Source organism: Clostridium sp. HCS.1 (assembly GCF_047900555.1).
In the GTDB taxonomy this organism is placed as follows: domain Bacteria; phylum Bacillota; class Clostridia; order Clostridiales; family Clostridiaceae; genus Clostridium.
Genome location: NZ_CP170704.1, coordinates 1,475,500 through 1,495,090, shown reverse-complemented (window position 1 = coordinate 1,495,090; position 19,591 = coordinate 1,475,500). Strand labels below are relative to the sequence as shown.

The following is a 19,591-nucleotide window of genomic DNA, read 5'->3' as shown; positions in this document are numbered from 1 at the left end:
CTTCCCCATTTTTTATCTTTTACCAGTAGTTCCAAATCCGCCTCTATCAGCATTTCCAAAAGATTCTACTTCTTCAAATTCTATTTCAGGCATAACTTCCATTATTCTAAATTGTCCTATTTTGTCCCCTTTTCTTATCCATGTACCCTTTTCTTTTGAATCCATTCCCTTTAAACAAAACACAGGCATATGCCATTGGTCATTATCACCTATATATGTATCATCCACCACTCCTAATGAATTAGTTTGAATTATTCCCCAAGTCTTAAAGGTTGAGCTTCTTGGAGCTAAATGTCCTTCCCATCCACTTGGTAGCTCTAAAGCAAATCCTAGTGGTATCATTGCTCTTTCCCCTTCCTTAACAAATATATCTGCATTTGCATATACATCAATCCAATTCCCTTTAGATATCTTTTTTAATTTACTTGCACCTTCAAAATATTTTATTCTAAGCTTCATATGTATCTTCCCTTCCGCTATCTTCTATAGTTATGATTACAAATACTATTTTAAGTTAATTAAAGATAAAAATAAAGCTTATAGATAATTATTATTTATATCTATAAAAACACTTAATACGAATAATTCACAATGAATAATGCATAATTAAGGAAGAAACTCCTTGCGGAGTTTCTAACCTAAATATTTTTATAGTAATTCTTTCAAATTACCACTTCTATACTTCTTATTTTATAAATATTATTATTTCTTATAATAACCTGGTTTTATTCTATTAACTACTAAAATATTAGTTTTCTTATTATTAGCATCTATTGTAACTTCGTTCCAATTATAATATAGTGGTTTTTCAAAAAATCTTCTATCTACAATTGCTATTACTCTATAACATCCATTTGATAAGTTGTTAAATTCTACTTTTCCAACTTCATCAGAAAATTTAGAGTCATAAAGTTTAGGAGATACTCCATTTAATAGGTATAGATTTATTCTTGCCCCTTTAATTTCTACTCCTTCTTTACTACCAAGCTTAGATACTACTGTTATAGTCCCCTTTTCTTCAATAACCTTCTTTTCTTCATATCTAGCATATATAGATTGGTCCTCAAATTTTTCTGTAGTTATTCTTTCATTTTCACCTGCATATTTTTTTTCTAAATTATTTTCTATTTCTGCATAAATATTATTATAATTTCTTGAGAACTCTTCATCTTCCCATGGGTATTTACTATTAATTGTATTCCTTAATTTAGATTCCTTTGCCTCTTCAATTATTACTCCTGTTTCTATAATATCTTCCTCTTCATGTTCTTCTACGTTATTAGCATTTTCTTCAAATTCAGCAAAATCACTTTCTATTACATTTTTGCCTTCATTAAAATTTATGTTATTATCTTCACCTAAAACTATAGAATCTCCTATTTCAGCTCCAATATTGATAAGTAAATCAATATTACCATTTTCATCCGTTGTATATCTTTTATCTTCATCACTATGATATTGGTCATCAATAACAATTTTCATTTTAACCTCCAAAGTGCAATATAGTTACATAATACGATTCTCATATCTACTTTGTGATTAAATTTATTTAAAGTTATTAGAAAATTATTATATTAGTTATTTATATCACCTATAATCATTTTACTAATATGATGAAATTCTATAGGCTTACTAAAATAATATCCTTGTATAACATCACAGTTACTTTTCTCTAAAAAGCTTAATTGCTCTTTAGTTTCTACTCCTTCAGCTACAACTAAAAGATTTAAATAATGTGAAAGTTCTATTATACTATTTATAATATACTCACTTTTCTCTTCTATTAATATTCCATCTATGAAACTCTTATCAATTTTTAAAACATCTATTGGCAAAGTTCTTAAATAACTTAATGAAGAATATCCTGTACCAAAGTCATCTAAAGCTAATGTAACACCTAAACTCTTTAACTTCTCTAAAGTTTTTATATTTTTTTCTGCTGACTTCATTATAATACTTTCAGTAATTTCTAATTCTACATAGTTAGCATCTAAATCATATTTTTGTAATGAATTTGATATATAATCAACGATATCATCATCTCTAATTTGAACTTCTGATAAATTTATAGCCATTTTAAATTTTTTATCAGTTAATAAGGAAAGTTCTTTACATTTTTTGAAACTTTCATCTATAATGTATTTTCCAATAGGAATTATAAGCCCTGAATTTTCAGCTATAGGTATAAATTCTTTTGGTGAAACTAACCCTAGATTTTTACTATGCCATCTTATTAATAATTCAAATCCTATTACTTCTCCAGTATGGATTTTAACCTTAGGTTGATAAAGAAATTTTATTTCTTCATTATCAATAGCCATTCTTAATCCCTTTTCTATTTCAAACTCTCTATCTAAAACCTCTAATAATTTCAAATCAAAAAACTCATATCTATTTTTTCCATTAATTTTAGCTAAGTACATTGCCATATCAGACCTTTTTAATAAAATTCCAATATCCTTACCATCAAAAGGATAAATACTAACACCTATACTTAGAGTGGAATAAATTTCTCTCTCTTTTATAATAAGTGGTTTGCTAAGTTTCTTTATTATATCATCTAATATGACTTTTATTTCATTTTTGCCATTAATATTACTTTTTACAAGTACAAATTCATCTCCACCATATCTAGCTAAAAAAGAATTCTCTATATTCATTTCTAAAATTATTTTAGAGAACTCACATAATAATGAATCCCCATAATCATGACCATATGTATCATTTACATATTTAAAGTTATCTAAATCTACAAATATAAAAGCTATATTTTCATTATGTTTTTCTCTTATTAGCCTATTAGCTTCATTCATAAAATATCTTCTATTAGGAATTCCCGTTACTTCATCATAATAGCTTAAATAATTTATTTCTAACTCTTTTTCCTTCCTATTAGTTATTTCTGAAATTGCACCATGAATAAGTATACTTCCGTTTCTTTGAACAGTCTTCTTTCCTTTAATTTCAATCCAATACTTTTTATTATCTTTTCCTAAAATTCTATATTCCATAGTATAAAATTGATTTTTACCTGAATTAATAATTTTATTTATTTCATTTCTATACTCTTCTCTATCTTCCTCTACTATATAGTTTTCCCAAACTGATGTTGGAATAAGTAAGTCTCCATCACCAGATAGATTTATGTATTTTTTTATATCTCTTCCTACAGAAATAATATTTTCATTTATATTCCACCAAAATACAATATCTTTAGACCCCTCTAAAGCAAGTTTATTTTTATATTCATTTACTTTATTAATATTCTCTAATTTTCTTTTTTCAGTAATATCAGTCATAACACCTGATAAATAAAAAATATCATTTTTCAAATTCCCTTTTCCTTGAACATTAATAATTAATCTGTTACCTTTATTATCTATTATCTTATGTTCTAAAATAAAATCATCTAATATCCTTTTTTCTATTGTATTTTCAATAAAAATTCTTATGTCTTCCCTTTCTTCTTCTACTACAAAGGATAACCATTCTTCAAGATTACTTATATATCTATCTACTTTAAGTATAGTCTTAATTTTTTTAGATATAAACAGTTTATTATTTTCACTATTCCATTCCCAAATTACTCCTTCTAAAGCATCTATTGCTATTCTATATCGTCTTTTGTTAGTCTCAGATAAATTATATAACTTTTTATACTTTTTATTTTGATATATTAAAGTTATAGCTAATATAAAAATTATAAATGCCATCAAAACTGACACTATAGTAATAATATTTAATCTATATGAAAATAATAATATTCCTAACAAAATAAAAATAAATAATAAGTTTTTTCTTAGATGCTTTTTATACACAATAATCACCAATACCTTCTAAAATGTCATATAACATAATTATTTTATCATATTCTTCCACATATTAACATATTTTTTATTAAAATATGTCTAAAAATACAAAGCAAATTATTTTGTCTATAAATATAGAAATTCCTAATTTTCCAAATAATATATACTTTATTTTTTTTATATTTAGCAATACTAATAGTGATAAATGAAATTTGGAGGTGATTAACATTAAATCTAATAAAATATCTATATTTATTTTTTCTATAATTTTTATACTATTTTTATCATCAACGCAAGCTTATGCTACAGATATAAACGAAGATAATTCATCAGATGTAACTAAAGAAAAGGTTGTTTATCTTACCTTTGATGATGGTCCAGGTGGAAAAGTTACAAAGGATATTTTAGATACTTTAAAGAAAGAAGAAGTTAAAGCTACATTTTTTGTAATAGGCTCAGAAATTAAAGGCCAAGAATCAATTTTATTAAGAATGAAGGATGAAGGTCATAGTATAGGCTTGCACAGCTTTACTCATGATAGAGATAAACTTTATTGTAGTAATCAAAACTTTTTAAATGAAATGGTAAAATCTCAAGAAGCTATCTATAATGTAACTGGAGAAAAATATTATATTTTAAGATTTCCTTTTGGATGTAATAACAAAAGTTATAGACTAACACAAAGATTAGTGGATACTCTACATGAAAATAATTTTAAAATATATGACTGGAATGCAGATAGTGGAGATGGAGCAAATTATAAATCTTCACCAGAAAGTATTGCAAAAAAAGCTTGTAAAAACGAAGACAATGTAGTTGTTTTAATGCATTGTGGTTTTATTAATAAAACTTCTGCTAAAGCTCTTCCTTCTATAATTAAATACTATAAAGATAATGGTTATATCTTTAAAACTATTGATGAAACTACACCTGAAATATATAAGGTTACAAAGCACTAAAAAAGATGCTGTCCTTTAATTTAATTTTAAATTCTTGGACAGCATCCTATAAAAATATATTAATGGGCAATTTTTATTTACTAACTAATGTTCCTGTAGCCTTTAAAGCTATTCCTATAGATTTATATAATATTGTACCTAAAAAGATATTCATTAGTGTAGCCGGTAATACAACTATAGTAACTAAAGTAAGAAAATCCCCTGGAAGTCCAACAATTATGCTAGCTGAGGATAAAAATGTTAATCCACTAACTACTGTTCCAATGCTTAATGCAAATAATATCTTTATATTATTACTTACCTTACCTCCCATAGCCTTAAACATAAAATATATAACATGTCCAGTTATTAATTTATCTATAATATTAGGTAATTGTCCCCCCGGAAATTTTGTTGTTAATGCAGTTATAACTCCCATTATAATACTTGATATTAAAGTACTCTTATAATCTTTATTCATTAATATAATAATAAATAACATAGCAATTGCAAAATCTGGTTGCATTGGTAATCCTAAAGCTGGTGTAATTTGATGTAATAAAGCTCCTATAGCTATTAATATTGCATTTAATATCATTTTTTTAACATTCATATTTTTTTCCATAATAATTCTCCTTTTTATTATTTTTTAAACTTTATTATCCCCTGTCTTTCATACCATAATTACCAGCTCCTCTATATTTATTTATAAAAAAAAACGCCCTATACAAAAATGTATAGGACGGTATTATCCGCGTTGCCACCTAAATTGCTTAAATAAGCCTCTCTTATCAGGTACTATCATACCCTATTCCCTATATCGTGGGAATTACGGATCAACTACTTTAATTAATTTCGTATCACTCCTCAAAGGCCCATTCACTATTTGCTGCAGTACTGAAATTCCACCATCTTCAGCTCTCTAAAACCTTACAATATAGTTACTATCCCTTATCAATGGATTTGTCTTTCTTTTATTTATTAATATAATATTCCTATGAAATTTATTTGTCAATAGTTTCTAAAACTTTTTTTCTATTAGGTATTATAATCATAAAAATAAATAAACTTAATAAAAGTATTCCTTTAATTATACTAGTTCCACTAATACTCCACCAAACGCCATTTAATCCAAAGAAAGCAAAACTACTTAAAAATATAGCAATAGGTATTCTTAGTCCAGTGAATATTATACTTACCAGTGAAGGAGTCACTGTATTCCCTAAACCATTAAAGGCTCCTGCTGTGGTAATTTCAATGCACATAAAAAGCTGTGATAATCCTAAAATTTTAAGATAAATTCCTCCTGCCTTTATAGCTTCTGCTTCTGGAATAAATATTGAAAATATACTTTCTCCTGCAAAAATTAAAAGTATTGTAGCAAATATTCCTATACAGCTTGAAAGTATCATTGTAACTTTATATCCTTTTAATATTCTATCCCATTTATCAGCCCCATAGTTTTGCCCAACAAAGGCAGTTAACGCAGCTCCAAAGCCTTCTGCTGTCATCCATGATATTGCTTCTATTTGAGAACCTACTTTTTGCACAGCTATAGCTACTGGTCCCCAAGAGGCAATTAATCTACCTATTATCATAGCAAAAAATGCAAAGCAACAATTTTGAAGTGCTGTTGGTACTCCTAATTTGCATATTTTTAAAATAGTTTCTTTATCTATATATTTTATATTTTTTAATCCTAAACTATAACCATTCTTAATAAAAGAAATAATAAAGATAAAGGTTACTATAACTTGTGCTCCAACAGTAGCTAAAGCTGCCCCTACAACACCAAGGGCTGGAAATCCAAATAGTCCGAAAATAAGTATTGGATCAAATACAATATTGACTATTAATCCTATTGTATTAATAAGAAAAGGAATTTTACTACTTCCTGCTGCATTAAAAATACCAGTAAATAAAGGATTTAAAAAACTAAATATCATTCCAATAGAAACCACTACTAAATAACTAATAGCCATATTATTAATTTCAGTATCTCCTAATTTAAAAAATCCTATTAATTCCTTTCTAAATGCTATTAAAAACACTGTATAAATTAAAGCTACTAATACATTAATTAGTAAACTATTATAAATAGCTCTATTTCTTTCCTTAAAATCTTTTTTACCGATAGCTTGAGATACTCCTATTTGTGCTCCTATTTTAGATATTAAGACCAAAGAACTTCCAAACCAAGTAAAAAATCCAGCTGTTCCAACAGCTGCAACTGCATTACTTCCAATTCGTCCAACCCACATCATATCTATCATATTATAAGCCATTTGTATAAAAGAAGTGCCTAAAATTGGTAATGATAACTTAATTAAAGTGTTAATTATATTTCCTGATACTAAATCAACTGATTTCTTCATGTGTCCCCCTTAAGAACTATAAAAAACTTCATAAAATTTGAAAATAAAATTTATATTACATATTTTTATATTAGTAACTATAAACTTTACTTTTAAATTATGAAGTTTCTTTTTATTTTTCTATTATTAATAATCTATTTATTTAACATAGTTATTACATTTTCAAAATTTTGCGGTTTACTATAGTAATAGCCTTGAACAGTATCACATTCCATCTTTTTCAAATACTCTACTTGTTCTTTTTCTTCAACACCTTCTGCAACTACAGTAATTCCTAACTTATGTGATAATTGAATAATTTTTTCTACTATGTACCTACTCTTATCATTTTCAATCATATCAATTACAAAGCTCCTATCTATTTTCAAAACATCAATAGGAAGTTTTGTCAAATGATTCAAGGAAGAATATCCAGTGCCAAAATCATCTAAAGCAATAGATGAACCTAAATTTTTTATCTGCATTAAATAATTTATATTTCTATCTACAGATTTCATTATCATACTCTCTGTAATTTCAAATTCAATATATTTAGGAGAAAATTTAAATTCTTCAATTAATAATTTGAAATACTCTAATAAGTCTCCCTCTCTTAGTTGAATTTCTGATAAATTAACTGCAATTTTAAAATCATCATAGCCTTGGGATAATAAATACTTTATTTTAATAAATACTTCTCTTAAAACAAATTTACCTATTGGTATAATTAATCTTGTGCTTTCTGCAATTGGAATAAACTCAGATGGGCTCACTAAACCGATCTCTGAACTATTCCATCTAAGTAATGCCTCAAAACCATCAATTTCATTATCTGATAGTCTAACCTTTGGTTGAAAAACAACAAACATTTCAGCATTATCCAATGCTGTCCTTAAGCCTCTTTGAATAGAATAAATCCTATTTATCTCCCTTGAGATATTACTATTAAACATTTCCCATTTATTTTTTCCGTTACTCTTAGCTAAATACATGGCAGCATCAGCATTTTTAAGTAGTAATTCAAACTCTTCACCATCATCTGGGTAAACAGCAACTCCTATACTTGCAGATGCAAAAATTTCATTATTATTTATATTATATGGTACTTTTAAAATATCAGTAATCTTCATTACAACTTTTTTAACATCATGAAAATCAGATATATAGGGAATAAAAATCAGAAATTCATCCCCACCAAATCTGCACAATAATTCACTTAAATTCAACTGTTTCTTTAAGTCCTCTGAAAATTTTTTAAGAAATTTATCTCCACAATTGTGACCATAAGAATCATTTATAAATTTAAAGTTATCTATATCAACTATTACTAAGGCGCCTCTACTTTCTTTCAAAGTATTGTCCTTTAATTGATTTTCCATTATAGCTTTAAAGCTCTTTCTATTATTTAATCCAGTAAGCTCATCATATGCATTAATATATTCTAGCTTTAGCTTTGAATCTTTTTCATTACTGATGTTATGTACATATCCTTCAAATGTCAAAAAATTCCCATATATATCTTTCTTAGTAAATCCACTTATTCTAACCCAAAGTTCTTGTCCTAAAATGTTTATAACTTTTATTTCTATATCTTCTGTACAATTATTTAATTCATAAAGTAAAATATCAATATAATCATTATGTATAAATTCTTTTACTTCATTAAAATTAAATACAATAAACTTATCTTCATAGCCAATAATTTCCTTATTGTTCCCGTAAAATATTACTATATCTTCCTCTTTATTCGCATAAATAAAAAGACCTTTTATAGAACTTATAAAGGAATCCTTAAATTTCAATAAGAATTCCTCCTTATTTTCATCCAAAAATTTTTTATCTTTAATCCTAAGGGAATCAACTTTCTTGTTATAATCATTTTCCCTAATCATACCAAAATCCTCTTATATCTAATTTTGTTTTTCTTCAATTATATCTTCGTTCTTTCTTTCTTTTTCTTTATTATCTTTTATTAAAGTTGCTACTAACGCTGCCCCTGCCGCTACTGCAACTGCTAATTTTCCCATCTTTTTAAGTTTCATTTTTACTCCTCCTAACATATTTATCTAAACTGATTAATAGTTTCGTCGTAGTTGTATCCTATTTTATTAAATTTTTCTTTTAAATCCTCTTTATTTACTTCCATATCTTCACATAAAGAATCTAAATTAGAATAAAAATCTCTAAGTTTCATATTTACAATGCTTAATAAAATATTAGTATCCATAGATATATAATTTGATTTATCCATGTTATTTCTCCTTTTGTATAAATATAACTTATATTATATAAAATATACCATATTTTGTTTAATAAAAAAAGTATATTTTAAACATCTATAAATTTCTATATTAAATTATTTAGTTAAAGAAAAAACTCCTAAAGGAGTTTTAGTTTTTTAAATTAATATATCAATTATAATTTAAAATATATAATATTTTTAAATTTAGAGCTACTAAAAAGTAGCTCATTAATAAAACATTATTATTTAACTTCTGGTACTTTAGAAGCTTCGCTTTTTTTAGGAGACTTATATCTCTTATTTTCCCAAGTAGCTTCTTGACCTTTTTTAGCCATAAAATCACCTCCGCTATACCATTAGTATAAATAATATAGCTTTATTTATTCTTCATCATAGACTTCTAAATATTTAGTTTTTATTCCATCCTTTTCCCAACCTAAAATAGAATCTAAATTAACATTTTCAGCAGCCTTAAATATAGATTTCTCAACTCCATCAAAGTTCTTCTTAAGTTCCTTAATAAGCTCTTTAATTTCATATCTCTTATTACCTATTTTTTCTGCTGCTACCATACAAGCACAATTTAAAGGCCAAATACCTGCGTTATTAGTAAATCTCTTAATATAATCCTCTTCTACGTAATATAATGGTCTTATAAGTTCCATATCAGTAAAGTTTGCTGATTTAAACTTAGGTAACATAGTTTTAAAATTACCAGCATAAAGAACATTTAAAAGAGTTGTTTCAATAACATCATTATAATGATGTCCTAATGCTAATTTATTACATCCAAGTTCCTTTGCTTTATTATATAAAGAACCTCTTCTCATTCTTGCACAAAGATAGCATGGATAATCTCTTGCCATCTTATCTACAACTTCAAATACTTTACCTTCATATATATGTACTGGTATTCCTAAGTGTTCACAGTTTTCAATAAGTAACTCTTTTATTTGTGGGTGATATCCTGGATCCATTGCAATAAATTCTAATTCAAAATTCATTTGTCCATGCTTCTTTAATTCTTGGAAGCACTTAGCCATTAATAATGAATCTTTTCCTCCTGAAATAGCTACAGCTATTTTATCTCCCTCTTCTACAAGATTATAATCCTTAACTGCTCTTACAAATTTTGTCCATATATGTTTTCTATATTTTTTAACAAGGCTACGTTCTATTTCCTCTAAAGGCTTTTTTTCTTCAGTAGGAACTAGTCTTTCACAGCCTTTACCTGCTATATTAATCAATTTATCACCTCATTCAATAATCTTTATCAATTATAACACCTTTTATAATATATGTCTTTAGTTTAATCTTTAACTTTCACCTCTAATAGCTTGAGGATAATCAAAAACATTAAAAGGATCATACTTAGCTTTTATTTTTCTTAGTTTATTTATATTTTCACCATAATACTCTTTTTCAAAATTATCTAATTCATCCATTGGGAAATTAACAAAAGAGCCTTCAGTTATATCTTTAATCATTATAAAATTTTCTTTTACCCAATTTTTATTAATATCAGCATATATATCATCTTCCCATACTGACTGTATTCCTAGAATAAATTTTGCACCTCTATAATAATAAGCTGTAGATAGTTTGTCTACATCAGCTATTGCACCACCTGCTCCATAAAGAGATATTGCAGTATAATTAAACCCTTTTGCTGGATTACTAATAATTTTTATAATTTCTTCAATTTCTTCTTTGCTTAAATCTCTATTTATAAATCTTCCAGTGGATTTATATTTTTCATATTCTGGATGGGTATCTTGAATCCATCTATTACATTCTAAAATACTTTTATCTTCAATAATTACTTCGATATTTTTTGAAATATTTATTATTGGTTTTAATATTTCTTTTGCTTTTACAGAGCTACCATAAAACAATCCTGTAAATTTAACTCCTATACCTATACCATATGAATTATATATAGCTGTTTTTAAATTCATTTTTCTATCTAATACCTTAAATAATTTTTGAATTTCTATAATAGCCTTTAATATAATATCAGGTGTTGCATTATGATATTTTATATATATTAAACTTCCCATTTCTTCTTTTTTTTCTATCTTTAATGTCATAGATGTTATTACTCCAAAATTACATCCACCACTTCCCATAATAGCCCAAAATAAATCTTTATTTTCATTTTTATTTACAATTAACTTTTGGCCCTTATAGTTTATTATTTCTGCTTCAAGTAAACTATCAGAAGCTAACCCTAGGTATCTAGCTGAATAGCCCCATCCACCACCTAATATTAATCCAGGAACCCCAACAGTTGGACATCCACCCCCTGGAAATGGATATTTTCTTTCTCCTAAAGCTTCATAGGCTTCTCTATTTCTTACACCTCCACCTATCTTAACATATCCTTTTTCTTCATTGATATCGATATAATTAATATTACTTACATCTATTACAACTACATCATCGCCAGTAGAATATCCTTCATAACTATGTGCACCGGATCTTACTCTAATTTCCTTTGAGTTTTCTCTAGCCCACTTTATTGCATTTATAACATCTTCTTCAGTATAACAATATACTATAATAAAGGGATGCTTATTTATGGCTCTATTCCAAGCCTTAATGCTTTCATTATAATCTCCATCTTCTCTGGTAATTATTTTTCCAGTTAATCCTACACAATTACCATCATTCATTAAATCACCTTCTGTTAAATTTATTCTATATAAGATAATATCACATAGATATTTAAAATTAAATATAAAGAGAGAGAAATATAATATTTCTCTCTATATTTACAATTTAATTATTTTTCATTTATTTTCTTATCACAAATGCCTAATTTTGACATAGTTTATTATTAGAATTTATTAATTGAAAGGATGTTTTTTATGTACTATCGTAAAGATGATGATTGCGATAAATGTAAGGACTGTATAAACAATCCTGGTAAAGATTACTGCAATACTGTATGTGAGGATAAAGATAAAAACTGCTATGAATCCTATAAAGTTTTTACTCCACATGTTTATGGAAAAGCTTTTGTTAATTTACAACCATACGAAAATTTATTTAATATAAGTGATTCTTTTGCTGCTGGGACTATTTTCAAGGATCTATATAGCCCTTATTGTGCTGTAAAATTTGTAGGAGGTTATGAAAAAGAATGAAAAGGCATGAATATTTAGAAATAATACAAAAGCTTCAGTTCTTTTTAATAGATCTTAATTTATATTTAGATATAAATCCATGCTGTGAACAAGCTGTAGCTGATTATGATAAAGTATCTAGTGAGCTAAAGAAGACTATTTGGAATTATGAAAAAGAATATGGTCCATTAACAAACTTTGGAACTGCATATTTTAATAATCCCGATGAATGGGTTAATTCTCCTTGGCCTTGGGAAAATACTAAAGGAGGTAAAAAATAATGTGGTATTATGTTAAAACACTTGAACATCCGGTTAACTTAAAATCTACTGACATAAGAATGGCTAAACTTCTAGTAACTCAATATGGTGGTCCAGATGGAGAGTTAGCAGCTGCTCTTAGATATTTAAATCAAAGATATTCAATGCCTACAAATAAAGCAAAGGCTTTACTAACTGATATAGGTACTGAAGAACTTGCCCATGTGGAAATTATGGCAACAATGGTACATCAAATAATGGAAAATGCTTCAATTGATGAAATTACAGCTGCTGGATTAGATGGACATTATGCTGATCATGGAAAAGGATTATTCTATACTGATGCTACTGGAAATCCATTTACTTCAACTTACATTCAATGTAAAGGAGATATAATAACAGATTTAACAGAAGACATGGCTGCAGAACAAAAGGCTAGAACTACTTATGAATGGTTAATGAATTTAACTGATGATGTTGAAATAAAAAAAATATTAGGCTTCTTAAGAGAAAGAGAAGTTGTACACTTCCAAAGATTTGGTGAAGCATTAGTAGATGTACAAGATAATACAAAGCTAACTGATTTTTGCAAGTAATTAAAAGCATATACTATATATTATTTCTTTTATTTTAAGAAATTTATATATGCTAAAAGAGATGCCTAAATGACATCTCTTTTAGTATATTTTAATTAAATGGCTTATAAACGCTACTATCTAAATATCTCTCTGATATACACTCTCCTGCAGCATTATATCCATAAAGATACGCATCTGCAGATAATGCTCCTGTTTGATAAGCCTTTGCTACATATGATATGCCTCCAGTAGCTTGACTATTAGACCAAAACTCAGCAGTAACTGAATTTCCAGTAGAATATACATTAACTACTATAGGATACTCATAAGGATTTGTGAATATTAAATCTGGCCATTCATCACCTATAGTTGCATCTAATCCTTGTGGTACATACTTAACTATCATTTCATGATATGTTCTAAAATCTGGCAATATACCTGCTTTTAATTCAGCATTATATATTGTACTAGATATTTGACATACTCCTCCACCAAGGCCTGGTACAACTTTACCATTAAGATAAGTGTTAGCTTCAACAAATCCATTTGCTTTTGTTGTAGGACCTATAGCATTTACAGTGGAAAATGTATCTCCAGGCATAAGTAGTACATTTCCAATCATAGCTGATCCTCTTTGGATGTTATGCCCACTAGGGCCAGCATCAAAATAAGTTGTATAAGTAGATATCATTTTATCTACTGATTGTAATGCTTCTGTAGTTATTGCTGGCTTTACTTCACTTAACTCTCCTTTTATTGAAACATTATTTTCACTCTTAACATTCTCTAATGTAGCTTTTATATTAGATGCTAATGCATCTTTACTCAATTCATATCCTAATTCTCCAGGCGTTACATTTACAGCTCCCCATTTTACACTTATACTTGCATCTTGTGGGCTTATATTAACTTCATTTGCTATTGTATCTAAAAACTCAGATAATTTATCTTCACTATATTTTATTTCAAACTCATAAGTTCTATTTTGTGGTTCTTTAATTAAATTAAGTTGTTCTTTAAAACTTTTATCTTTACCAAAACTTAAAACTTCATTTTCAAAAGCTTCATAATCTATTGTTGTATCAAGATCTACATAGCTTTTTTCAAAGCTACTTTCTCCCACAGCTACAGTTATTTTTTTTCCTGAAATATCAGCTACCATATCCTCTACAACTTTATGCAATTCACTTTTTGTCATATCTGAAACATCTTTATCAAAAATAAAGGTTCCTGGATATATCTTATTCTCATAACTGTTTACAAGCTTTCTATTTTGAATATTAACATAAATAAATATAGATGTTGCTAATAAGACTAAAGCTAATCCTATAAAAAATACTATCTTTTTTATTTTACTCTTAGGTTCTGAAACTATTTCATTAGTTTTTGGTGTAACATTATTATCCATTCATTTATCTCCTTAACCCCTAATATTATTCCGATTAATCTACAATTCCCTCCCTTTTTTGCTTAACCTTTTTATAATAATTTAAATTATTGTCATATAAAAATAATAACAATGCTTATCTTATATGTAAATATATTCCATAAAATATTTTATATTTTTTTATTACTTTTTCTCTTACATTTCTTTTCCATATCATACATAATCTTTATAATGCCAATTATCACAATACTAATTTGTATAAAAGTTATATAATTATATAATTTACTACTTAAAAAAATACCAAAACCACCTAATAAAATAACTAACAATCCAGTATTAAATATATCTGAACCTATTATTCTAGACACTTTATTCTTATCATATTTTTTTCTATCAAATCCATTTAACATATCTCCTGCATTTTGACTTTTAATTACCCAACCTAAAAACAAGGGAAATCCCCCCATAAATAATGTAATTATAACTAGCCCATAAATATCTACATTTCTCATTTTAAGTTCACCTTTAATTAGATATATTTACACAATGTTTTCAACCTAAATATATTTTTATTATAACATATTTTCCCATTATAGTAATTATTATAATTATAATTTCTTAATTACTATAATATTTATATCATTGATTTTCTATCTATAAACTGTTAGATATAAAAAAGAATATCTATTTTTTAAAATAAAAGCTATATCCTAAAAACAAAATAGATATTCTTTATAAATTTTTATGGAGTTATTCTTGTTCTATCTCTTGGGATTAAAGTTGCTTCTCTTACATTACTTAAATTTAATAACTGTGCTGTAATTCTTTCAAGTCCTATTCCTAATCCTCCATGTTTTGGCATTCCATATTTAAATATTTCTGTATATCCTTCATAGTCATTAGGGTTTAGTCCTTTTTCCTTCATACTGTTTATTAGCATATTATAATTATGAATTCTTTGTCCACCTGATGTAATTTCAACTCCTCTAAACAATAAATCGAAGCTTCTAGTTCCTTCTTCTCCTAAAGGCATTGTATACATAGGTCTCTTTTCCCTTGGATAATTAGTTATAAATATAAACTCACAACCTAATTCTTCCTTAGCATATTTACAAATAAGTTTTTCTGCTTCAGGATCTAAATCACCTTCCAATCCTTTTTTATTATACTTAGCTTCTATTATTTTTATAGCTTCTTTTAATTCTATTTTAGGTATACTACCATGAATTCTAGGAAGCTTTGCATTTAATAATTCTAAATATTTCTTACCTTTTTCTTCTACAGAATTTAGAATATATTTTATAAGCTCTTCTTCTAAATTCATTATTTCATATTCATCTTCTATAAAGCCAAATTCTAAATCCATACTAACATACTCATTTAAATGTCTACTTGTATTATGCTCTTCAGCTCTATAAACATGAGCTACTTCAAAAACTCTCTCAAAGCCTGCTCCTACCATCATTTGCTTATAAAACTGAGGACTTTGAGCAAGATAAGCTATTTTCTCAAAGTAATTAACCTTAAAGAGTTCTGTTCCACCTTCTGCTCCTTCTGCCACTATTTTAGGAGTAAAAATTTCTGTAAAGCCTTTTTCTATTAAAAATTCTCTAAAGCTTTGAACTATAATATTTTGTATTTTAAAAATTGAATTTATTTTTTCATGCCTTAAACTTATGGCTCTATTATTCAAAGTAGTTTCTAAGCTAGCATTATACTCCTTTTTATTTATTTCAATTGGAAGTTCTTCTGCTTCACTAACAACATTTATTTCTTCTATTAGTATTTCAAAGGGATTTAAGGCGTTTTTACTTTCTTTTACTTTTCCAAATACACTTATTACTGATTCAAGACTAATATTATCTATATTTATAGATTTATTTTCAACTACGCATTGAACTAATCCGCTTCTATCCCTAAGAATTAAAAATGTTATTTCTTTAAGCTTCCTTATTCTATAAACCCATCCTTCAACTTTTATTTTTTTCTCTATAAATTTATTAATTTCACTAACTATAATTCTTTCCATTATAAATCTCCTTTTCTAAATAATAAAAAAATCCCCTTAAGCACGTCTGCTTAAGGGGCAAATAATTCGCGGTACCACCCTTATTAATTTTAATAAATTATAACTGCTTATAGAATATACCTAATTAAAAATAATATCTAAAACAAAAAATCCTTCACTCCAAAAATAGGAGTGAAGGTTTAGTTCACGGTACCATCCTAATTTAGCTTAATATAATAATATTAAAACTATCTCTAATCCATTAACGCTAGAACACGTCTTATCCTACTTCATTTCAGATAAGCTTCTCCAGGATGTCTTTCGATATTACTTCATCGTGAAGCTTTCACCTTCCTTCACTCGCTAAGGATTACGTATATATCTACTCTTCCCTTCTTAGAATTTATTTAATATATAATATTCCTTTTTATAATTTCTGTCAATAGTTTTTAGATAATATTCCTTAGAATATATAATTTATAATTAAAACATACTATAGTTGGAGGTGATATATTATGACTTCAAAAGAATTACTTTATATAGCTGATGGTTTAGGACATGAAAAATTTATGGAAACTCTATGTAAGGAAACAGCAACTAAACTACAAGATGATGAACTAAAAACATTAGTTACTCAATATGAGGCTAAGCATAAAGAGTTATTTGGCAAACTATTTTCACTATTATAAGGAGGACTATAAAATGGATGATAAATGCTTATATGAAAACATACTTCAGTTAACCAAAGGCGCAACTGATATGTATTTACATGCTACCACTGAAGCTTCTACTGAAAATATTCATCAAGTGTTTCATGATTTACTACATGAAACTTTAAAAATACAGCATGAAGTATATAAAAAGATGGAAGCTAAAGGATGGTATCCATCAGAGCAAGTTGAACAACAAAAAATTCAACAAACTAAACAAAAATTTACTATGCAATAAAAAAAAGGATATAAATAATATATTCCTCACGACTTCGCAAACTCTAAGTCGCAGTTATATAATATTTATATCCTTCATACTAAAAGTAATCACTTTCTTTCAAAACTTATAAACCTAGTACCTTGAAATGATAATACTCCTTTATCACCTTCTGAAATAAGTCCATATTCTTTTCCTGATACATTGAATTCTAACCTTTCCCCATTTTCAAATTCAAATGTTACATAATAGGTAGTTGAAGTTGAAGTATGCATCATATTATCTCCTGTATTATGATTATGATGGCTAACTGAAGTTCTCTTTGATGAAACCTTTGAATTTACTGGTATTATAGGTTGCTTATTGTTATTGGACCATTCACTAATTCCTCTTATTATTGAAAATATAATCACACCAATTATTAAAATAAAGACTATACTAAACATAGCTGAAAAAGAATCAAAGGAATTAAACTCATTATACATAATAACCTCCCCAATTAATTACCCCATTGTATTTTCTTTATGTCCACACTGACTACATTTATAATATTTCTTTCCATATTGATTATTATCATAGGCATATTTATATTCTTCCATTATTTCGCCACAAATAGGGCAAATTTTTTCTTCTGCTACTTTCAAATTTTTTCCTCCATTTCATCTTTAAAAACTTTATTATAAACTATATCTAAAATATCTTCCTTATTACTTTCTTCTTCTAACCCTATTATCTCTATTAATTTATTTTTTGAAGTAATAATATAGTTATTTGCTTTTTCATTTACATAAACATTAACTTCAACTGGTAAGTTAGTTTTTATTTCATAATAAAAAACATCTTGCTTTTTAAACCAATCCATCATTTTATTGAAATTCCATTTTACCATAAATTCGTAATCACTTTCAAAAAGCTCATAGGATAACTTCATCTTCTTTCCATTAGCTGTATAAAAGATTTTATTAGCAATAAAGCTACTTTCTTCATCAATATATATATCCTCTTCAGTAATAGCTTCATCATTAAAATCTTTTAATCCTAGTGCATATTGTTTACTCTTTGCTGCCATACTTTTATTTTTAAATATATTATCAATAAAAAAATTATTGATAATAAAAATAGTTGTAATAAGTATAATAAATATTGATGATATTGTTACTTTTTTCTTTGCATTATCTTTTTTATTCTGTAATAGATATGAAAATAATAAAACACTAATTATTATTGACAAAATAGATATGGCAATATTAGAATCTTCTGTACTACTTGTTAAAAGTAAAGCCATAAAAAATAATGCTGCCAATAATAGTATAATGAAGATACCTATTCCCTTAAATCTTATCCAATAGATATTTTTATTTTCATCTTTATAAGTAATTCTTAGCCTAAATTTTATTAGTCTAAGTAAATCTATAATACACACTATAAATGCACTAATAAAAATAAAGTTCATCACTAAATTTTCATTATTAGCTAAAAATTCTAAGTTCCTTCCCTTAGCTATTGTTAAATAATTTGTATATACATAAAGCCCCATTAAAGCTAATTTACAAATTATATTCTTAAGAGAATCTTTAAATAACACTCTTTTTTCTGTAATACCTTTATTACTTATAGAATTTTTCTCAATGGCATTTTCCTTATAAAAAATTTGAAGGTTATTATACTCACAGCAAAAATTCCATTCTGTGCTTCCTAGCTTTTCTCTATATTCTAATACAACAGCACTATCTGCTTCCCCATAGGATGTAATTCCATCAACAATATCTATTGTATACTTTATACTCTTTGGCTGAGTCCTCCTAAACTTAATATATAAGTTTGATAGTTTTTCTAGCTTCCATCCTTCTAGAGCCATTTTTTCTAGGTAAGTTTCTATAGAACTTATTTCAAAAGAATAAAAATCTATTAAAACTATTTTTATATCCCCAAATCTCAATTAAATATCCCCCTTTATATT

General features: G+C 26.6%; 22 protein-coding genes and 2 other annotated features. Of the genes, 6 read left to right on the top strand and 16 right to left on the bottom strand.

All coding sequences use genetic code 11. The annotated features are described in order from the left end of the window. Positions 1–12: 12 nt before the first annotated feature. The 3 genes from ACFYH6_RS07110 to ACFYH6_RS07100 form a co-directional block, all read right to left on the bottom strand. Complete coding sequence (locus ACFYH6_RS07110; RefSeq protein ID WP_316342074.1) at positions 13–459, bottom strand: deoxyuridine 5'-triphosphate nucleotidohydrolase; 447 nt, start codon at positions 457–459, stop codon at positions 13–15. A gap of 243 nt (positions 460–702) precedes the next feature. After that, on the bottom strand, positions 703–1,482 hold the full coding sequence (locus ACFYH6_RS07105; RefSeq protein WP_416179553.1) for a calcium-binding protein: 780 nt from the start codon (positions 1,480–1,482) through the stop codon (positions 703–705). Between the two features lie 92 nt (positions 1,483–1,574). Beyond that, positions 1,575–3,818 carry an EAL and GGDEF domain-containing protein gene (locus ACFYH6_RS07100; RefSeq protein WP_416179552.1) on the bottom strand — a complete coding sequence of 748 codons (2,244 nt, stop codon included), beginning with the start codon at positions 3,816–3,818 and terminating at the stop codon, positions 1,575–1,577. Between the two features lie 212 nt (positions 3,819–4,030). On the opposite strand from ACFYH6_RS07100, the gene ACFYH6_RS07095 reads away from it, so the two are divergent. After that, on the top strand, positions 4,031–4,768 hold the full coding sequence (locus ACFYH6_RS07095; RefSeq protein ID WP_416179611.1) for a polysaccharide deacetylase family protein: 738 nt from the start codon (positions 4,031–4,033) through the stop codon (positions 4,766–4,768). Between the two features lie 73 nt (positions 4,769–4,841). On the opposite strand, the gene ACFYH6_RS07090 is transcribed toward ACFYH6_RS07095, so the two are convergent. The 7 genes from ACFYH6_RS07090 to ACFYH6_RS07060 all read right to left on the bottom strand — a co-directional run bounded on the left by ACFYH6_RS07090 (position 4,842) and on the right by ACFYH6_RS07060 (position 12,018). Beyond that, on the bottom strand, positions 4,842–5,372 hold the full coding sequence (locus tag ACFYH6_RS07090; protein WP_316342078.1) for a tryptophan transporter: 531 nt from the start codon (positions 5,370–5,372) through the stop codon (positions 4,842–4,844). A gap of 110 nt (positions 5,373–5,482) precedes the next feature. Further along, positions 5,483–5,714 (bottom strand) — a binding site (T-box leader). A gap of 37 nt (positions 5,715–5,751) precedes the next feature. Next, positions 5,752–7,122, bottom strand: coding sequence for an MATE family efflux transporter (locus ACFYH6_RS07085; protein ID WP_416179551.1), 1,371 nt, complete (start codon positions 7,120–7,122; stop codon positions 5,752–5,754). Positions 7,123–7,256: 134 nt separating this feature from the next. Further along, on the bottom strand, positions 7,257–8,993 hold the full coding sequence (locus ACFYH6_RS07080) for a putative bifunctional diguanylate cyclase/phosphodiesterase (RefSeq protein WP_416179550.1): 1,737 nt from the start codon (positions 8,991–8,993) through the stop codon (positions 7,257–7,259). Between the two features lie 18 nt (positions 8,994–9,011). Next, complete coding sequence (locus ACFYH6_RS07075; protein WP_316342081.1) at positions 9,012–9,143, bottom strand: hypothetical protein; 132 nt, start codon at positions 9,141–9,143, stop codon at positions 9,012–9,014. A 20-nt stretch (positions 9,144–9,163) separates the two neighbouring features. After that, positions 9,164–9,352 carry a DUF4250 domain-containing protein gene (locus ACFYH6_RS07070; RefSeq protein ID WP_316342082.1) on the bottom strand — a complete coding sequence of 63 codons (189 nt, stop codon included), beginning with the start codon at positions 9,350–9,352 and terminating at the stop codon, positions 9,164–9,166. A 371-nt stretch (positions 9,353–9,723) separates the two neighbouring features. Then, positions 9,724–10,590 carry a tRNA 2-thiocytidine biosynthesis TtcA family protein gene (locus ACFYH6_RS07065; RefSeq protein ID WP_316344572.1) on the bottom strand — a complete coding sequence of 289 codons (867 nt, stop codon included), beginning with the start codon at positions 10,588–10,590 and terminating at the stop codon, positions 9,724–9,726. Positions 10,591–10,659: 69 nt separating this feature from the next. Further along, positions 10,660–12,018 (bottom strand): FAD-dependent oxidoreductase, encoded by a 1,359-nt coding sequence (locus ACFYH6_RS07060; protein WP_416179549.1) that lies wholly within the window; start codon positions 12,016–12,018, stop codon positions 10,660–10,662. Between the two features lie 195 nt (positions 12,019–12,213). Between ACFYH6_RS07060 and ACFYH6_RS07055 the strand changes: the two genes are divergently transcribed. Genes ACFYH6_RS07055 through ACFYH6_RS07045 form a run of 3 tightly spaced genes read left to right on the top strand, consistent with a single transcriptional unit; the run spans position 12,214 to position 13,327 of the window. Then, positions 12,214–12,492 carry a spore coat associated protein CotJA gene (locus ACFYH6_RS07055; protein WP_316344574.1) on the top strand — a complete coding sequence of 93 codons (279 nt, stop codon included), beginning with the start codon at positions 12,214–12,216 and terminating at the stop codon, positions 12,490–12,492. Beyond that, positions 12,489–12,752 carry a spore coat protein CotJB gene (locus tag ACFYH6_RS07050; RefSeq protein WP_316344575.1) on the top strand — a complete coding sequence of 88 codons (264 nt, stop codon included), beginning with the start codon at positions 12,489–12,491 and terminating at the stop codon, positions 12,750–12,752. The genes ACFYH6_RS07055 and ACFYH6_RS07050 overlap by 4 nt, the downstream gene beginning before the upstream one ends. Beyond that, complete coding sequence (locus ACFYH6_RS07045; RefSeq protein WP_316344576.1) at positions 12,752–13,327, top strand: manganese catalase family protein; 576 nt, start codon at positions 12,752–12,754, stop codon at positions 13,325–13,327. The genes ACFYH6_RS07050 and ACFYH6_RS07045 overlap by 1 nt, the downstream gene beginning before the upstream one ends. A 91-nt stretch (positions 13,328–13,418) precedes the next feature. On the opposite strand, the gene ACFYH6_RS07040 is transcribed toward ACFYH6_RS07045, so the two are convergent. From ACFYH6_RS07040 to aspS, 3 genes are all read right to left on the bottom strand, one after another. Beyond that, positions 13,419–14,717, bottom strand: a complete 1,299-nt coding sequence (locus ACFYH6_RS07040) for a VanW family protein (protein WP_416179548.1) — start codon at positions 14,715–14,717, stop codon at positions 13,419–13,421. 149 nt (positions 14,718–14,866) lie between these two features. Further along, on the bottom strand, positions 14,867–15,208 hold the full coding sequence (locus ACFYH6_RS07035) for a DUF3784 domain-containing protein (RefSeq protein ID WP_416179547.1): 342 nt from the start codon (positions 15,206–15,208) through the stop codon (positions 14,867–14,869). A gap of 230 nt (positions 15,209–15,438) precedes the next feature. Next, entirely contained in the window at positions 15,439–16,725 is a 1,287-nt protein-coding gene (gene aspS / locus ACFYH6_RS07030) for an aspartate--tRNA(Asn) ligase (protein WP_416179546.1), read from the bottom strand. 164 nt (positions 16,726–16,889) lie between these two features. Beyond that, positions 16,890–17,111 (bottom strand) — a binding site (T-box leader). Between the two features lie 108 nt (positions 17,112–17,219). On the opposite strand from aspS, the gene ACFYH6_RS07025 reads away from it, so the two are divergent. After that, on the top strand, positions 17,220–17,393 hold the full coding sequence (locus tag ACFYH6_RS07025) for a hypothetical protein (RefSeq protein ID WP_316344583.1): 174 nt from the start codon (positions 17,220–17,222) through the stop codon (positions 17,391–17,393). A 13-nt stretch (positions 17,394–17,406) separates the two neighbouring features. Continuing rightward, positions 17,407–17,652, top strand: a complete 246-nt coding sequence (locus ACFYH6_RS07020) for a spore coat protein (RefSeq protein ID WP_416179545.1) — start codon at positions 17,407–17,409, stop codon at positions 17,650–17,652. 89 nt (positions 17,653–17,741) lie between these two features. On the opposite strand, the gene ACFYH6_RS07015 is transcribed toward ACFYH6_RS07020, so the two are convergent. Genes ACFYH6_RS07015 through ACFYH6_RS07005 form a run of 3 tightly spaced genes read right to left on the bottom strand, consistent with a single transcriptional unit; the run spans position 17,742 to position 19,570 of the window. After that, positions 17,742–18,116: a DUF2500 domain-containing protein gene (locus ACFYH6_RS07015; RefSeq protein ID WP_316344585.1), complete on the bottom strand. Its 375-nt coding sequence runs from the start codon at positions 18,114–18,116 to the stop codon at positions 17,742–17,744. 18 nt (positions 18,117–18,134) lie between these two features. Beyond that, the gene (locus ACFYH6_RS07010) at positions 18,135–18,275 is read right to left on the bottom strand and encodes a hypothetical protein (protein ID WP_316344586.1); all 141 of its coding nucleotides are present in this window, start codon (positions 18,273–18,275) and stop codon (positions 18,135–18,137) included. Then, complete coding sequence (locus ACFYH6_RS07005; RefSeq protein WP_416179544.1) at positions 18,272–19,570, bottom strand: DUF2812 domain-containing protein; 1,299 nt, start codon at positions 19,568–19,570, stop codon at positions 18,272–18,274. Before ACFYH6_RS07005 ends, ACFYH6_RS07010 begins: the two co-directional genes overlap by 4 nt. Positions 19,571–19,591 lie beyond the last annotated feature (21 nt).

What these genes read in the sequence shown, in the direction of transcription:
- ACFYH6_RS07110 (WP_316342074.1), bottom strand. Translation starts at nt 459, where the DNA reads ATGAAGCTTAGAATAAAATATTTTGAAGGTGCAAGTAAATTAAAAAAG.
- ACFYH6_RS07105 (WP_416179553.1), bottom strand. Translation starts at nt 1,482, where the DNA reads ATGAAAATTGTTATTGATGACCAATATCATAGTGATGAAGATAAAAGA.
- ACFYH6_RS07090 (WP_316342078.1), bottom strand. Translation starts at nt 5,372, where the DNA reads ATGGAAAAAAATATGAATGTTAAAAAAATGATATTAAATGCAATATTA.
- ACFYH6_RS07085 (WP_416179551.1), bottom strand. Translation starts at nt 7,122, where the DNA reads ATGAAGAAATCAGTTGATTTAGTATCAGGAAATATAATTAACACTTTA.
- ACFYH6_RS07080 (WP_416179550.1), bottom strand. Translation starts at nt 8,993, where the DNA reads ATGATTAGGGAAAATGATTATAACAAGAAAGTTGATTCCCTTAGGATT.
- ACFYH6_RS07075 (WP_316342081.1), bottom strand. Translation starts at nt 9,143, where the DNA reads ATGAAACTTAAAAAGATGGGAAAATTAGCAGTTGCAGTAGCGGCAGGG.
- ACFYH6_RS07070 (WP_316342082.1), bottom strand. Translation starts at nt 9,352, where the DNA reads ATGGATAAATCAAATTATATATCTATGGATACTAATATTTTATTAAGC.
- ACFYH6_RS07060 (WP_416179549.1), bottom strand. Translation starts at nt 12,018, where the DNA reads ATGAATGATGGTAATTGTGTAGGATTAACTGGAAAAATAATTACCAGA.
- ACFYH6_RS07055 (WP_316344574.1), top strand. Translation starts at nt 12,214, where the DNA reads ATGTACTATCGTAAAGATGATGATTGCGATAAATGTAAGGACTGTATA.
- ACFYH6_RS07050 (WP_316344575.1), top strand. Translation starts at nt 12,489, where the DNA reads ATGAAAAGGCATGAATATTTAGAAATAATACAAAAGCTTCAGTTCTTT.
- ACFYH6_RS07045 (WP_316344576.1), top strand. Translation starts at nt 12,752, where the DNA reads ATGTGGTATTATGTTAAAACACTTGAACATCCGGTTAACTTAAAATCT.
- ACFYH6_RS07040 (WP_416179548.1), bottom strand. Translation starts at nt 14,717, where the DNA reads ATGGATAATAATGTTACACCAAAAACTAATGAAATAGTTTCAGAACCT.
- ACFYH6_RS07035 (WP_416179547.1), bottom strand. Translation starts at nt 15,208, where the DNA reads ATGAGAAATGTAGATATTTATGGGCTAGTTATAATTACATTATTTATG.
- aspS (WP_416179546.1), bottom strand. Translation starts at nt 16,725, where the DNA reads ATGGAAAGAATTATAGTTAGTGAAATTAATAAATTTATAGAGAAAAAA.
- ACFYH6_RS07025 (WP_316344583.1), top strand. Translation starts at nt 17,220, where the DNA reads ATGACTTCAAAAGAATTACTTTATATAGCTGATGGTTTAGGACATGAA.
- ACFYH6_RS07020 (WP_416179545.1), top strand. Translation starts at nt 17,407, where the DNA reads ATGGATGATAAATGCTTATATGAAAACATACTTCAGTTAACCAAAGGC.
- ACFYH6_RS07015 (WP_316344585.1), bottom strand. Translation starts at nt 18,116, where the DNA reads ATGTATAATGAGTTTAATTCCTTTGATTCTTTTTCAGCTATGTTTAGT.